Source organism: Microbacterium sp. Z6_144 (genome assembly GCF_057197625.1).
On sequence record NZ_JBXVPT010000001.1, the window covers coordinates 1,874,819 to 1,888,222 of the forward strand.

General features: G+C 71.7%; 13 protein-coding genes. 3 read left to right on the forward strand and 10 right to left on the reverse strand.

The annotated features are described in order from the left end of the window. Positions 1-9 precede the first annotated feature (9 nt). Genes AC2DGY_RS09155 through pdhA form a run of 6 tightly spaced genes read right to left on the reverse strand, consistent with a single transcriptional unit; the run spans position 10 to position 8,199 of the window. Positions 10-1,179 (reverse strand): acyl-CoA dehydrogenase family protein, encoded by a 1,170-nt coding sequence (locus tag AC2DGY_RS09155; protein ID WP_484509377.1) that lies wholly within the window; start codon positions 1,177-1,179, stop codon positions 10-12. Continuing rightward, positions 1,169-3,085, reverse strand: coding sequence for an acetyl/propionyl/methylcrotonyl-CoA carboxylase subunit alpha (locus AC2DGY_RS09160; RefSeq protein WP_484509378.1), 1,917 nt, complete (start codon positions 3,083-3,085; stop codon positions 1,169-1,171). The genes AC2DGY_RS09155 and AC2DGY_RS09160 overlap by 11 nt, the downstream gene beginning before the upstream one ends. A 41-nt stretch (positions 3,086-3,126) precedes the next feature. Continuing rightward, positions 3,127-4,698 carry a carboxyl transferase domain-containing protein gene (locus AC2DGY_RS09165; RefSeq protein ID WP_484509379.1) on the reverse strand — a complete coding sequence of 524 codons (1,572 nt, stop codon included), beginning with the start codon at positions 4,696-4,698 and terminating at the stop codon, positions 3,127-3,129. Beyond that, positions 4,698-6,071 carry a dihydrolipoamide acetyltransferase family protein gene (locus AC2DGY_RS09170; protein ID WP_484509380.1) on the reverse strand — a complete coding sequence of 458 codons (1,374 nt, stop codon included), beginning with the start codon at positions 6,069-6,071 and terminating at the stop codon, positions 4,698-4,700. Before AC2DGY_RS09170 ends, AC2DGY_RS09165 begins: the two co-directional genes overlap by 1 nt. Beyond that, a complete protein-coding gene (locus AC2DGY_RS09175; protein WP_484509381.1) occupies positions 6,071-7,078 on the reverse strand; it encodes an alpha-ketoacid dehydrogenase subunit beta in 1,008 nt (335 codons plus the stop codon). Before AC2DGY_RS09175 ends, AC2DGY_RS09170 begins: the two co-directional genes overlap by 1 nt. After that, entirely contained in the window at positions 7,075-8,199 is a 1,125-nt protein-coding gene (gene pdhA, locus AC2DGY_RS09180; protein ID WP_484509382.1) for a pyruvate dehydrogenase (acetyl-transferring) E1 component subunit alpha, read from the reverse strand. Before pdhA ends, AC2DGY_RS09175 begins: the two co-directional genes overlap by 4 nt. 173 nt (positions 8,200-8,372) lie before the next feature. Between pdhA and AC2DGY_RS09185 the strand changes: the two genes are divergently transcribed. Next, a complete protein-coding gene (locus AC2DGY_RS09185; RefSeq protein ID WP_484509383.1) occupies positions 8,373-8,846 on the forward strand; it encodes an Lrp/AsnC family transcriptional regulator in 474 nt (157 codons plus the stop codon). Here AC2DGY_RS09185 and AC2DGY_RS09190 read toward each other — a convergent pair. After that, positions 8,818-9,789 carry an EamA family transporter gene (locus AC2DGY_RS09190; RefSeq protein ID WP_484509384.1) on the reverse strand — a complete coding sequence of 324 codons (972 nt, stop codon included), beginning with the start codon at positions 9,787-9,789 and terminating at the stop codon, positions 8,818-8,820. The genes AC2DGY_RS09185 and AC2DGY_RS09190 overlap by 29 nt on opposite strands. A 69-nt stretch (positions 9,790-9,858) precedes the next feature. Here AC2DGY_RS09190 and AC2DGY_RS09195 point away from each other — a divergent pair, with 69 nt between their 5' ends. After that, positions 9,859-10,422: a CGNR zinc finger domain-containing protein gene (locus AC2DGY_RS09195; protein WP_484509385.1), complete on the forward strand. Its 564-nt coding sequence runs from the start codon at positions 9,859-9,861 to the stop codon at positions 10,420-10,422. Here AC2DGY_RS09195 and AC2DGY_RS09200 read toward each other — a convergent pair. Then, the gene (locus tag AC2DGY_RS09200; RefSeq protein ID WP_484509386.1) at positions 10,382-11,275 is read right to left on the reverse strand and encodes an alpha/beta fold hydrolase; all 894 of its coding nucleotides are present in this window, start codon (positions 11,273-11,275) and stop codon (positions 10,382-10,384) included. The genes AC2DGY_RS09195 and AC2DGY_RS09200 overlap by 41 nt on opposite strands. 84 nt (positions 11,276-11,359) lie before the next feature. On the opposite strand from AC2DGY_RS09200, the gene AC2DGY_RS09205 reads away from it, so the two are divergent. Continuing rightward, entirely contained in the window at positions 11,360-12,094 is a 735-nt protein-coding gene (locus AC2DGY_RS09205; RefSeq protein WP_484509387.1) for an exonuclease domain-containing protein, read from the forward strand. Between the two features lie 160 nt (positions 12,095-12,254). On the opposite strand, the gene AC2DGY_RS09210 is transcribed toward AC2DGY_RS09205, so the two are convergent. Both AC2DGY_RS09210 and AC2DGY_RS09215 read right to left on the reverse strand, forming a co-directional pair. Continuing rightward, positions 12,255-12,506, reverse strand: a complete 252-nt coding sequence (locus AC2DGY_RS09210; protein ID WP_484509388.1) for a type B 50S ribosomal protein L31 — start codon at positions 12,504-12,506, stop codon at positions 12,255-12,257. Positions 12,507-12,611: 105 nt separating this feature from the next. Then, entirely contained in the window at positions 12,612-13,397 is a 786-nt protein-coding gene (locus AC2DGY_RS09215; protein ID WP_484509389.1) for an ABC transporter ATP-binding protein, read from the reverse strand. Positions 13,398-13,404: the final 7 nt, after the last annotated feature.

Consider the following 13,404-nt stretch of genomic DNA (forward strand, 5'->3'; position numbering starts at 1 on the left):
GTCATCACGCTACCCGGTCAGGCCCAGCGCGCGGGAGATGACCAGCAGCTGCACCTCCGTCGTGCCCTCGCCGATCTCGAGGATCTTCGAGTCGCGGTAGTGCCGTGCCACCGGGTACTCATTCATGAAGCCGTTGCCGCCGAACACCTGGGTGGCATCGCGCGCATTGTCCATCGCGGCCTCTCCTGCGACGAGCTTGGCGATGGCGGCCTCCTCCTTGAACCGCTCCCCCACGTCGCGCAGGCGCGCGGCGTGCAGCCACGCCAGACGCGCCGTGTGCACGCGGGCGCGCATGCGGGCGAGGAGGAACTGGATGGACTGCCGTGACGACAGTCGCTCGCCGAAGACAGTGCGGCTCTTGGCGTAGTCGACGGCCGCCTCCAGGCATCCCTCCGCAGCGCCCGTGGCCAGCGCGGCGATCGCGATCCGCCCCTCGTCGAGGATGTGGAGGAAGTTCGCGTAGCCGCGGCCGCGCTCGCCGAGGAGGTTGCCCTCGGGCACGCGCGCGCCGGTGAAGGCGAGCGGATGCGTGTCGGAGGCGTGCCAGCCCACCTTGTCGTAGCCCGGTCCCACGACGAATCCGGGGGTGCCGTGGGGAACGATGATGGTCGAGATCTCCGGGCGACCGTCGGCGCCGCGGCCGGTCACCGCGGTGACCGTGACGAACCGCGTGATGGCGGTGCCCGAGTTGGTGATGAACTGCTTCGTGCCGTCGATCACCCACTCGCCGTCCTCCAGCCGCGCGGTCGTGCGCGTCGCGCCCGCATCGCTCCCGGCTTCGGGTTCGGTCAGACCGAACCCGGCCAGTGCGCGGCCGGCGAGCAGGTCGGGGAGAAGGTCGGCTCGCTGCGCGTCGGTGCCGAAGCGGAAGACCGGCATGGCCCCGAGGCTCACCCCGGCCTCGAGGGTGATGGCGATGGATTGGTCCACACGCCCGAGCGCTTCGAGTGCGACGCAGAGTGCGGCATAGTCGCCGCCCTGGCCGCCGACCTCTTCGGGGAAGGGCAATCCGAACAGCCCCAGATCGCCCATCTGGGCGACGATGTCCAGCGGCAGGGTCGCCGTGCGGTCGGCCTCGTACGACCGAGGCGCCACGACCTCATCGGCGAAGGCGCGGACCATTCCGGCGAGCTCGCGCTCGTCCCCGGTGAGTCCGACGGTCAGGGTGTTAGTGCGCACGGCGCTCCTCCTCGGCATGGGGTTCGACGTCGGCCACGCTCTGGTCGCGGGCAACGGACGCCCCGACGGCGACCCGCAGGCGCGCGATCCCGTCGCGGGGGGCGGTGAGGGTGTGTTCCATCTTCATGGCCTCGATGGTCAGCATCCGGTCACCGGCGGCCACGCGCTCGCCGTCGGCGACGTGGAGGGCGACCACGGTTCCCGGCAGGGGCGCGTCCAGCGAGGGAGCGATAGCCGCCGATGCGTGACCCTCGAGCCGGCGCATCGTCGCCTCGCGTCGCGAGACCGGTACGACCCGCACCGTCGACCCGGCGTCGTGCACCCACACGCCCTGCCCCGCCTCCCGGGCGATGACGGCGCGGGGGGATGCGGCCGTCTCGCCGCCGACGGCGACCATGCCGGCAGCGGTGTCGAAGACCGTGTCGGTGACGCGGCGCCCGCCGCCCGTCCGCCAGCCGTCCCCGCGTGCCCACAGTTCCCCGCGAGGAGGCGCGAGCGCGTCGCGCGCGGCGGCGAGGACCGCCTCCGACGGCGGGCCCGGTGCGGCAGGCGGCAGGCGGTCCAGCAGCCCGGTATCGAGGTCGCCGCGACGCACCCGCTCGTCGGCGAGCACCGTCCGCAGGTAGGCGATGTTGGTCTCCACACCCAGGAGCACGGTGTCTGCGAGGGCGGCATCCAGCCGCGCCAGGGCACTTCCCCGATCGGGGCCACCGGCGATCACCTTCGCCACGAGCGGGTCGTAGTCCACGCCCACGCTGCTGCCCGTCTCCACCGCACCGTCGGTACGGGCCCCTGGCGCCGATCGCCACACGAGCACGTCACCGGTGGCGGGGAGGAAGCCGCGTTCAGGACTCTCCGCGTAGACGCGGGCCTCGATCGCCCACCCCCGGATCCTCACGTCCTCCTGGCCGAACGGCAGCGGCCGGCCCGCCGCGATCTGCACCTGCTGCTCGACGAGGTCGAGTCCGGTGACCAGCTCCGTGACCGGATGCTCCACCTGCAGGCGCGTGTTCATCTCGAGGAAGAAGAAGTCGTCGGGGCGCTCTCCCGAGACGAGGAACTCGACGGTTCCGGCGCCCCGATACTGCACGCTGGCCGCCGCCGCACAGGCTGCCGCTCCCAGGCGCTCGCGCAATGCCGGACCGACGACCGGTGACGGCGCCTCCTCGATCACCTTCTGGTGGCGTCGCTGCAGAGTGCACTCCCGTTCGCCCAGATGCACGACGGTGCCGGCCGCGTCGCCCAGCACCTGCACCTCGATGTGGCGGGGCGCGGAGATGAACCGCTCGAGCAGCAGCGTGTCGTCGCCGAACGCCGCCGCAGCCACCCGCCGCGCCGTCGCGAGCGCGGACGCGAGGTCTCCGGCGTCGCGGACGACCTCCATGCCCTTGCCGCCCCCGCCGGCCGACGGCTTCACGATCAGCGGGTAGCCCACCTCGGCCGCCCGCTCGGCGATCTCGGCGTCGCTCATCCCCTCCGCTCCGAAGCCCGGAACGATGGGGACCCCGGATGCGGCGACGTGATCGCGCGCGCGGATCTTGTCGCCCATGACCTCGATCGCGCGCTCCCCCGGACCGATGAAGACCAGGCCGGCGTCCTGGCACGCGCGGGCGAAGGCGGCGTTCTCGGAGAGGAATCCGTAGCCGGGGTGGATCGCCTGCGCCCCCGTCGCCCGTGCGGCGGCGAGGATCGCCTCGGAGTCGAGGTACGACGATCGCGCCGCGGCCGGGCCGATGCGCACCGCGACGTCGGCCTCGCACACGTGGGGCTCGCCCGCGTCGGCGTCGCTGTAGACGGCCACCGAGCGGATTCCGAGGCGCCGGAGTGTCCGCAGGATGCGCCGCGCGATCTCCCCGCGGTTCGCCACGAGTACGGTGTCGAACCCTTCGACAGGCTCAGGGACCACCCTTCCGACAGGCTCAGAGGTCGGGTGCACTCTCATGGCGCTCACATCCGGAAGACGCCGAAGCGCGGGTCGGGAAGCGGGGAACGTGAGACGACCTCGAGGGCGAGGCCGATCACGGTGCGGGTGTCGGCGGGGTCGAGGATTCCGTCGTCCCACAGCCGCGCGGTGGCGTAGTACGGGTCGCCCTGCGCGTCGTAGCGCTCGCGGATCGGGGCGCGGAACGCCTCCTCGTCCTGGGCGGACCACTCCTGACCCCGCGCGTCGAGCTGATCGCGCTTGACCGTGCCCAGCACCGCGGCCGCCTGGGGCCCGCCCATCACGGAGATGCGGGCGGCCGGCCAGGTCCACAGGAATCGCGGGTCGTACGCCCTGCCGCACATCGCATAGTTGCCGGCCCCGAAGGATCCGCCGATGATGACGGTGAGCTTGGGCACGCGGGTCGTGGCGACGGCGGTGACCATCTTGGCCCCGTCCTTGGCGATGCCTCCCGCCTCGGCATCCTTCCCCACCATGAATCCGGAGATGTTCTGCAGGAACAGCAGCGGGATGCCCCGCTGGTCGCACAGTTCGATGAAGTGCGCGGTCTTCAGCGCCGATTCGCTGAAGAGCACGCCGTTGTTCGCCACGATGCCCACAGGGTGCCCGTGGATCCGCGCGAACGCGGTGACGACCGTGGTGGCGTACTCCCGCTTGAACTCGTGCACCGACCCGGCGTCCACGAGCCGGTCGAGGACGGCGTGGACGTCGTAGGGCTGGGCCACGTCGACCGGTACGACGTCGTAGAGGGTGGTGGGGTCGGCCACCGGCGGAACGGATGCGACGACTTCCCACGCTCGGGGAGGGGGCGGCGGAAGCGTCGCGACGATGTCGCGCACGATCTCCAGCGCGTGCTCGTCGCTCTCGGCCAGGTGGTCGACCACCCCGGAGCGGCGCGCGTGCACCTCACCTCCGCCGAGCTCTTCGGGCGTGACGGTCTCGCCGATCGCGGCCTTCACCAGGGGTGGTCCGCCGAGGAAGATCGTCCCCTGCCCCCGCACGATCACGCTCTCATCGCTCATGGCCGGGACGTACGCGCCCCCGGCCGTGCACGAGCCCAGGACGGCTGCGATCTGCGGGACGCCGGCGGCCGACAGATGCGCCTGGTTCCGGAAGATCCGGCCGAAGTGATCGCGGTCGGGGAACACCTCATCCTGCAGGGGCAGATACGCGCCGCCCGAATCGACGAGGTACACGCACGGGAGGCGGTTGTCGCGGGCGATCTCCTGCGCGCGCAGATGCTTCTTCACGGTGAGGGGGAAGTACGCGCCACCCTTGACGGTCGCATCGTTGGCGACGACCATCACGAGCCGCCCGTGCACCAGCCCGATGCCCGCAATGACGCCGGCTGAGGGCGCATCGCCGTCGTACATTCCTTCCGCGGCGAGCGGCGCGACCTCGAGGAACGGGCTCCCCTCATCCAGCAGCCGATCCACCCGGTCGCGAGCGAGGAGTTTTCCGCGCGCGACGTGGCGCTCGCGGGAGTTCTCCGGTCCGCCCAGGGCGACCTCGGCGAGACGCCGACGGAGGCGTTCGGCCAGCTCGGCCTGCGTCGGGCCGGTATCGGTCGTGGTCATCAGCGCAGCAGCATCGCGCGGCCGGGGGCGCGGAGCACCCCGGCGACGTCGGTGAGGAAGCGGGCGGCTTCGACACCATCGGCGAGCCGGTGGTCGAAGGACAGGGTGAGGGTGACCACGTCGCGGAGGGCGACGGCGTCCTCGTGCTCCCATGGTCGACGCCGCACAGCGCCGACGGCCAGGATGCCGGCCTCCCCCGGATTCAGGATCGGTGTTCCCCCGTCCACCCCGAAGACGCCCACGTTCGTGATCGTGAAGGTGCCGCCGGTCAGCTGCGCGGGTGAGAGCGTGCCGGCGCGGGCGGTGGTGACGATCTCCCCGATCGCGTCGGCGAGGTCGACCAGGCTCAGCGTCTCCGCATCCGGGAGGTTCGGCACGACCAGGCCGCGGTCGCTCGCGACGGCGATGCCCAGGTTGACGTAGGACGGCTGGAGGATCTCGCCGGCCTCCTCGTCCCAGCGCGAACCGAGCACGGGGGTACGCCCCAGTGCGAGGCAGACCGCCTTCGCGACCACCGTGAGGATGCCGATGCGATGCCCGTCCAGCGCGCGGTCGTGCGCCAGCTCGTCGAGGAGCCGCAGCGTCTCGGTGACGTCGATCGTCACGAACGTGGCCGCGTGCGGCGCCGTGAAGGCGCTTCGCACCATCGCGGCGGCCGTGTGCTTGCGGACGCCCCGGATCGGGATGCGGGTGACCCGCGTGTCGCCGACGGCCCCCGGTTGCCCGCCGCTCGGCAGAGGGCTTTGACCCGCGGGGAGAGGCCGGACCGCGGCCTCGACATCCGCCCGCGTGATGGGCCGATCCTCCACTCCGAGCGAGTCGAGGTCGACCCCCAGGCTCTTTGCGAGCCGGCGGACGGGAGGGGTCGACCGCGGGCGTTGCCGGTCGCCCTCGCCGCGGGTGGGAACCGGGTCCGGCGCGAGGGGTGCACGTCCGCGCCGGGCCCGGCGGTGCGGACGGGCACCGGAGCGTCCGACGGCACCGTACCCGACGAGGGTCGCCTGCCGCGCGCCGGCGTTCTCCGGCGCGTCGCCGGGCGAGGCCGTCGGGGATTCCACCGCCGCGGGGGTGGCCTGCTCGACGGCGGGTGGGGCGGGCATCTCGGCGGCGGGACCCTCCGGCGACGCGTCATCCCCCGCGATCGCGAAGGTCACCAGCGGCGCACCGACCTCGATCGTGTCGCCGGGGTCGGCGTGGAGGCGATGCACGGCTCCCGCGTAGGGCGAGGGCAGTTCGACGACGGCCTTGGCCGTCTCCATCTCGGCGATGGTCTGGTTCAGCGCGACCTCCTCGCCCTCGGCGACGAGCCACTGCACCAGCTCGGCGTCGGTGAGGCCCTCGCCGAGGTCGGGGAGGCGGAATTCCTGAATCATCACCGCACCTCCCGCAGGTCGCGCGGGCGGTCGAGCACCCGGTCGACCGCGTCGAGGATGCGGTCGAGGTCGGGGAGATGGTGACGCTCGAGCTTCGCCGGCGGATACGGGATGTCGTGGCCCGTCACCCGCCGCGGGGCGGCTTCGAGGTAGTCGAAGCAGCGCTCGGTGATGCTGGCCACCAACTCCGCTCCGACCCCGGCCTCACGGGCCGCCTCGTGGCTGACCACGGCACGGCCGGTCTTGCGCACCGAGGCGGTGACGGTGCCGTAGTCCACCGGAGAGATCGAGCGCAGGTCGATCACCTCGATGGAGACGCCCTCGTCCTCCGCGGCGACCGCGGCGTCCAGTGCGACCGGCACCTGGGCGCCGTAGGTCACCAGGGTGACATCCGTGCCCTCCCGGACGACGCGCGCGAGCCCCATCGGGGGCTCATCGGCCAGATCGAGCTCGAGGTCGACCTCGCCCTTGGTGTGGTAGAGCCGCTTGGGTTCGAAGAAGACCACCGGATCGTCGCTTGCGATGGCCTGGCGCAGCAGCACGTAGGCATCGCGCGGATCGGATGCGGCCACCACGCGCAGCCCCGCGGTGTGCACGAAGTACGCCTCCGGCGACTCCGAGTGATGCTCGGCGGCGCCGATGCCCCCGGCCCACGGGATGCGGATGGTGAGGGGCATCGTCACCGCGCCGCGGGTGCGGTAGTGGAGCTTGGCGACCTGGCAGACGATCTGGTCGAACGCGGGATAGACGAAACCGTCGAACTGGATCTCCACCACGGGCCGATAGCCGCGATAGGCCAGTCCCACGGCGGTGCCCATGATGCCCGCCTCGGCCAGGGGGGTGTCCACCACGCGCTGGGCGCCGAACCGATCGAGCAGGCCGTCGGTCACGCGGAAGACTCCGCCGAGCTTCCCGATGTCCTCGCCCATCACGAGCACCCGGGGGTCGTCCTCCATCGCAGAGCGCAGGCCCGCGTTCACGGCCTGCGCGAGAGTCAGCGTGGTCATGAGCCCACCTCCGTGTCGGCGAATCCGGCGAGGTACGCCTCGTAGTCGCGGCGCTGCTCGGCCAGCCCCGAGTGCGGCTCGGCGTACACCGTGTCGAGCACCTCCAACGCCGGGCGCGTCCGTGCCCCGATGCAGGCCGCGCGCACCTCCGCGGCCAGCGCGTCGGCTGCCGCGGCGACCTCGGCCACGGCGGCATCGTCCAGGACGCCCTCGGCGCGCAGGTACGCCTCGAAGCGGGTGATCGGATCGCGTCGCGCCCACGCCTCCACCTCGGCCGCGTCGCGGTACCGCGTGGGGTCGTCGGCGGTGGTGTGCGGTCCCATCCGGTAGGTCACCGCCTCGATGAACGTCGGCCCGTCGCCTCGGCGGGCGCGCTCGCGCGCCCAGGTCATCGCTGCGTAGCAGGCCAGAACGTCGTTGCCGTCCACCCGCACGCTCGGAACGCCGAATCCGGGGGCGCGCGCTGCCAGCGGCACCCGGGACTGCACGTCGACCGGTTCGGAGATGGCCCACTGATTGTTCGAGCACACGAACACCACCGGCGCCTGGTACGACGCGGAGAACACCAGCGCCTCGCTGACGTCGCCCTGGCTGGTCGCGCCGTCGCCGAAGTAGGCGACTGCGATCTCATCGGCCCGGTCGCGCTGGATCCCCATCGCGTAGCCGGTGGCGTGCAGCGAGTGCGCGCCGATGATGATCTGCATCGGGGCCATGCGGAGCCGCACGGTGTCGTAGGCGGCGTGGGCCTCGCCGCGCCACGCCAGGATGAACTCCGACGGCCGTCCGCCGCGGGCCAGGAGGACGCCGGTCTCCCGGTAGCTGGGGAAGATCATGTCGGTGCCGGCCAGGGCGTGCGTCGTGCCCACCTGCACGGCCTCCTGGCCGCGGGCCGGGGGCCACAGGCCGAGCTGGCCCTGTCGTTGCAGGGCGAAGCCCTCGGCATCGACGCGGCGAGTGAAGACCATGTCGCGGTAAAGGGTGCGCAGGAGCGCCGGATCGGGATCCCCCAGCCACGGGTCCAAGGCGGGGTCGGGCACACGCTGGCCGTGGGGGGTGAGCAGCCGCGCCGCGTCGTCCCCAGTCAGGGCGAGGTCGGCGGCAGGGGTAGGAGCGGGCACCATTGTCAGTCCTCCAGGTCGGCCCTCGGCCCTCGTGGGGCCGGGGAGCGTCCGGCGCCGGCAGCGTCGCCGAACACCGCGACCATACGTCCGCCGCGCACCTAGCTCAAGGCTCCCGCGCAGTATTGAGCAGGTTGCGCTACTTCGCCGGTTCTTGGCTGCTAGGGTTGCGCATCATGTCTCATCTGGATGCTGTCGACCTCGACCTCCTCCGCGCCCTCGCGGATGACCCGCGCGCCACGGTCGTCGCCCTGGCCGATCGCCTGGGCATGTCGCGCAACACGGTTCAGGCGCGCATGGCCCGTCTGGAGCGGACCGAGGTGCTGCTGTCGTACGAGCGCTCTCTCTCCCCCGCCGCCATGGGCTTCCCGATCGAGGCGTTCATCCACGTGACCGTGCGACAGGCCGAACTCCCCCGCATCCGCGCCGAACTCGAGCAGATCCCCGAGATCCTCCAGGCGCACGGCATGAGCGGACAGATCGATCTCGTGGCTCGCGTGGCGTGCCGCGACACCCAGCATCTGTTCGACGTCGATGCGCGGATCCTCGCGGTCGACGGAGTCGAGCGCACCGAGACCTCCCTCGTGATGCGGGAGATCATCCCCTATCGCGTCGGCCCGCTCATGGAGCTGGCACGGCGGGAGCGGTAGCGACCTCCCGCGGGACGGCTGCCGGGTCTGCCCGGACGAGGACGACGCCGGCGAGGATCAGGACTCCGCCGGCTGCTTGGACGAGCGTGGGGGCTTCGCCCAGCAGCATCCACGCGAAGATCATCGCGAAGAGCACCTCGGTCAATCCCACGAACGAGGCCAGCCGTGCCCCGATGCGCGGCACGGCGAGGATGCCGAGGCCGTAGCCGAACGCCGTCGCCACGAGAGCGACCCACGCGATCGAGACGAACCACGGCATGCTCGCACCCAGGACATCGGTGGTCACGGCGGGCGCGACGAAGGGCAGGACGCCGACCAGGCACAACACGCCCGTCAGCACGGCGCCCACGATCAACCCACCGGCTGCCAGAGCGACCGGCGGCATCGCCGCGGTGGTGCGCTCGGCGAGGGCGAAGTACGCCGCCAGGCACACCGCGGCGCCGAGGGCCAGCAGCATCCCGATCGGATCGAATGCCGCGCCGGTGAGGTCGATCACGAAGACGAGTCCGACCACGGCCACCGCCGTGCCGCCCAGCACGAGAGCGGACGGGCGCCGACGCGTGCGCATCCACACCCAGGCCACCAGGAGGACGGGGGCGATGTACTGCACGAGCAGGGCGATGGCCACCGGCATCCGCTGCATCGCGGAGAAGAAGAACAGCTGGCAGCCCGCGACGCCGGTCAGGCCGAAGCCGACGATGAGCGCCCCGTGCCGCCGCACGATGCTGCGGTCGCGGACGAACGCCCGGATCAGCCACGGGGAGAGCAGGAGGGCAGCGCCCCCCATGCGCAGGAGGAGCGCGGCACCCACCGACCACCCAGCCTCCAGGAGCGGCTTGACCACCGGACCGCTCGAGGCGAACCCCAGGGCCGAGGCGAGTCCGATGACCACGCCGGCGGTACGCGACGTGACGGCGAGCGGGTGTGCGATCGTCGCGGTCATGCGGTCACCTGTCAGGAGTGTTCGGTCGGTACACTTGTGACACTACTCAGGGGAACGTCAGGAGTCAACGTGGTATTCATCCATGACACGCAGATGTCGCTCACGGCAGCAGTCCTCCTTGTCAACACGCTCCCCGACACCTCGTCCGCGGGGGTGGACGCCCTGACGACGGTGGACGATCTCAACCGGTTCCTCCACGGGCAGCCCTACAGCGGCCGGATCGACCGGGACGCCGAGGAGCTCGCGGAGGTGCGCGGCATCCGCCGCCGGCTGCACGAGCTGTGGCAGGTCGACCGCGACGGGGCGGTACCGCTGGTGAACGCGATGCTCGTCGATGGCCGGGCCCTCCCCCAGCTCGTGACCCACGACGGAGTCGAGGAGTGGCACATCCATGCCACCGACGGCGACGCTCCTCTGCACACCCGCATCCTCGTCGAGACCGCGATGGCCTTCATCGACGTCATCCGCGCCGACGAGTACGGGCGGGTGCGCGTGTGCTCCGCGGACGACTGCCGCTCGGTCTACATCGACTACTCGCGCAACGGGTCCAAGCGCTACTGCGACACGGGCAACTGCGGCAACCGCATGAACGTCAACGCGTATCGGCGCCGGAAGGCTCGAGAAAGCGCCTGATGGCGTCGGCGGCCTGCGCCGGCGTCTCGTAGTGGATGAGGTGTCCCACGTCGGCGATCTCGACCAGCTCCGCACGCGGGAAGAGCGTGGCCAGCCGCCGCTCCGCCTCGATCGGGGTGATGTCGTCGCGGACGGCGGCGACCAGAAGCACCGGCTGAGTGATGCGCGGCGCGAATTCGCGCACGTCGTGCGACACCGACGTGAGGAACGCCTGGTGCAGCACATCGCGGTCGGAGAACCGGGAGAAGTAGAGGTCGTGCTGCTCGTGCACGAAGCGGCGGAGGCTCCGGTCCTTCGTCTTGGCCATGGCGAGGCTCATGACACGCACGATGACGCGGTTGCGCAGGAGCGCCTCGCCGATCCGGCGAGGGAGGCGCGCACCGGCCCAGTAGTAGAGGACCGCCAGCCGCGTGAGGACGCCGCGGGGTCCTTCCAGCGCCGGAGCGCCGATGGGGTTCACCAGCACCAGAGCGGGGGTGCCGAGACCGCCGGCCACGGCTGCCGCCGACACGATCGAGCCGAACGAATGCCCGAGGATGACGGCCCCCGGGGCGACCGCGCCCGCGAAGGCGGCGAGCCACTCCGCGTACAGCGCGAGGTCGTGTCTCCGGCCGGGGATCGGGGCCGTCTCGCCGAACCCGGGGAGGTCGGGTGAGAGGACGCGGACGCCGGGCAGGTGCGCGATCACCGGCTCCAGGCCGTGGTGCTCGCCGCGGAAGCCGTGCACGGCGATCACGGTGGTCACCGCATCCGCATCGCCGTAGGTCCAGTACGCCGTCGTTCCGCCGAGCACCTCCGCCTCGCGCCGCTCGACGGCGACGCGGGACAGCAGCGGGGCGTAGGGATTCGGCATCCCTCGAGTCTACGGAGTGCGGCCTTGCGGGCCCGTCCGTGCGCCTCTCCGGCGATGTCGGATGCCGCGCATAGCGTGTGGGGCATGCACCGCACGGAGCGACCCGAGCCGCTTCCGCTGTTCCAGGCCCCGGAGTGGACGCGCGTCATCGGGGTGTTCGACCTCGAGACCACCGGTGTGGACGTGGCGCGCGACCGCATCGTCACCGCGCACGTCGGGGTGCTCGACGCCGACGGCGCGGTGCTGACCGCCCGCGACTGGCTCGCCGACCCTGGGGTCGCGATCCCCGACGGCGCCGCCGCCATCCACGGCATCTCCACCGAGCACGCCCGCACGCACGGGCGCGATGCCGCGGCCGTGGTCGCTGAGGTGGTCGAAGCCCTTGCAGGAGTGTTCGCCGCGGGCATCCCTGTCGTCGCCTACAACGCGCCGTACGACTTCTCCCTCCTCAAGCACGAGGCGCTCCGCCACGGGGTGACCCCGCTGGCGTCGCCCTCGCCCGTCATCGACCCGCTCGTGGTCGACAAGCGGTACGACCGCTACCGGCGCGGCAAGCGGACGCTCTCGGTGGTCGCAGAGCACTACGCCGTCCGCCTGGACGGCGCCCACGAGGCATCCGCCGACGCCGTCGCGGCCGGCCGGGTGGCGCTCGCCCTGGCCGAGCGGTTCGCCGCGTGGCTGCCCCCCACGCTCGAGGAGCTGCACACGCGGCAGATCGGGTGGGCGCGATCGCAGGCCGAGAGCCTCACGGAGTACTTCGTGCAGATCGGCCGCCTAGACCCCGACGACAGCCTCGACGGCCGCTGGCCCATCCGCTGACCTCTCGCGTCCCGTCCGTCCCCCGCCCCGTCCCCCGCCGAGAAACGACGATCCGGACGAGAAACGGCGCGGCGCGGCGTTTCTCGTCCGGGATGTTGTTTCTCGATGCGGGCGGGAACGACGAAGGCCCCGCCGAAGCGGGGCCTTCGAGGAGCGGAGCTTACTTGCCGCCGAAGTTCTTGAAGCGCTGGTTGAACTTCTCGACGCGACCGGCCGAGTCCATGATGCGCTGCTTGCCCGTGTAGAACGGGTGCGAGGCGGAGGAGATCTCCACGTCGATGACGGGGTACTCGACGCCGTCCAGCTCGATGGTCTTGGCGCTCGACACGGTCGAACGGGTGAGGAACGTCTCGCCCGAGCCGAGGTCGCGGAACACGACGGCGCGGTACTCGGGGTGGGTGTCAGTCTTCATGCGGAATCCTTGCGGTTGGGCGTGGTCCATCAGGACCGGGAAAGTCTGCAGTGCCTGCGGCACCAACCACCTACTCTACCAGCCCCGGCTCGGGGGCTGGAACAGTCAGGATGCGGCGCGCGCGGCGTAGCGACCGCCGTCTTCGTTCAGCACGATCCGGGTGCCGAAGGTGGCGGTGAGGTTCTCCGCCGTGAGCGCCGACGGGATCGGGCCCGCCGCGACGACAGCGCCGTCGCGCAGCAGCAGGACGTGGGTGAATCCGACCGGGATCTCCTCGACATGGTGGGTGACCATCACCATCGCCGGCGTGGTCGGCGCCTGCGCGTAGCCGGCCAGAAGGGTGAGAAGTTCCTCGCGGGCGCCCAGATCGAGGCTGGCGGTCGGCTCGTCCAACAGCAGCAGTTCGGGGTCGGTCATCACGGCGCGTGCGATCTGCACGCGCTTCTGCTCGCCGTCCGACAGCGTTCCGAACGTGCGATCGGCGAGGTGATCCAGGCGCCACTCGCTCAGCACGCGCAGCGCGCGCCGCTCGTCGATGTCCTCGTACTCCTCGCGCCAGCGACCCATCACCGAGTACGCGGCGGTGAGCACCACGTCCAGCACCGTCTCCTCCGGCGGCACGCGGCGCGCCATCGCGGAGGAGGCGAAGCCGATGCGCGGACGCAGCTCGAACACGTCGGTGCGCCCGAGCCGCTCGCCGAGGATCGTCACCGTTCCCGACGTGGGATGAATCAGGGTGTCGGCGAGCTGGAGCACCGTGGTCTTCCCGGCGCCGTTGGGTCCGAGGATCACCCAGCGTTCGTCGTCGGATACCGTCCAGTCCAGGTGCGCGACGATGTCGCGGGCGTTCCGGCGGACGACGACGTCGGAGAACTCCAGGACCTCAGGCATGGGCCCA

Coding starts and splice junctions, on each gene's coding strand:
- AC2DGY_RS09165 (WP_484509379.1), bottom strand. CDS start 4,698: ATGACCACGACCGATACCGGCCCGACGCAGGCCGAGCTGGCCGAACGC.
- AC2DGY_RS09170 (WP_484509380.1), bottom strand. CDS start 6,071: ATGATTCAGGAATTCCGCCTCCCCGACCTCGGCGAGGGCCTCACCGAC.
- AC2DGY_RS09175 (WP_484509381.1), bottom strand. CDS start 7,078: ATGACCACGCTGACTCTCGCGCAGGCCGTGAACGCGGGCCTGCGCTCT.
- pdhA (WP_484509382.1), bottom strand. CDS start 8,199: ATGGTGCCCGCTCCTACCCCTGCCGCCGACCTCGCCCTGACTGGGGAC.
- AC2DGY_RS09185 (WP_484509383.1), top strand. CDS start 8,373: ATGTCTCATCTGGATGCTGTCGACCTCGACCTCCTCCGCGCCCTCGCG.
- AC2DGY_RS09190 (WP_484509384.1), bottom strand. CDS start 9,789: ATGACCGCGACGATCGCACACCCGCTCGCCGTCACGTCGCGTACCGCC.
- AC2DGY_RS09200 (WP_484509386.1), bottom strand. CDS start 11,275: ATGCCGAATCCCTACGCCCCGCTGCTGTCCCGCGTCGCCGTCGAGCGG.
- AC2DGY_RS09205 (WP_484509387.1), top strand. CDS start 11,360: ATGCACCGCACGGAGCGACCCGAGCCGCTTCCGCTGTTCCAGGCCCCG.
- AC2DGY_RS09210 (WP_484509388.1), bottom strand. CDS start 12,506: ATGAAGACTGACACCCACCCCGAGTACCGCGCCGTCGTGTTCCGCGAC.
- AC2DGY_RS09215 (WP_484509389.1), bottom strand. CDS start 13,397: ATGCCTGAGGTCCTGGAGTTCTCCGACGTCGTCGTCCGCCGGAACGCC.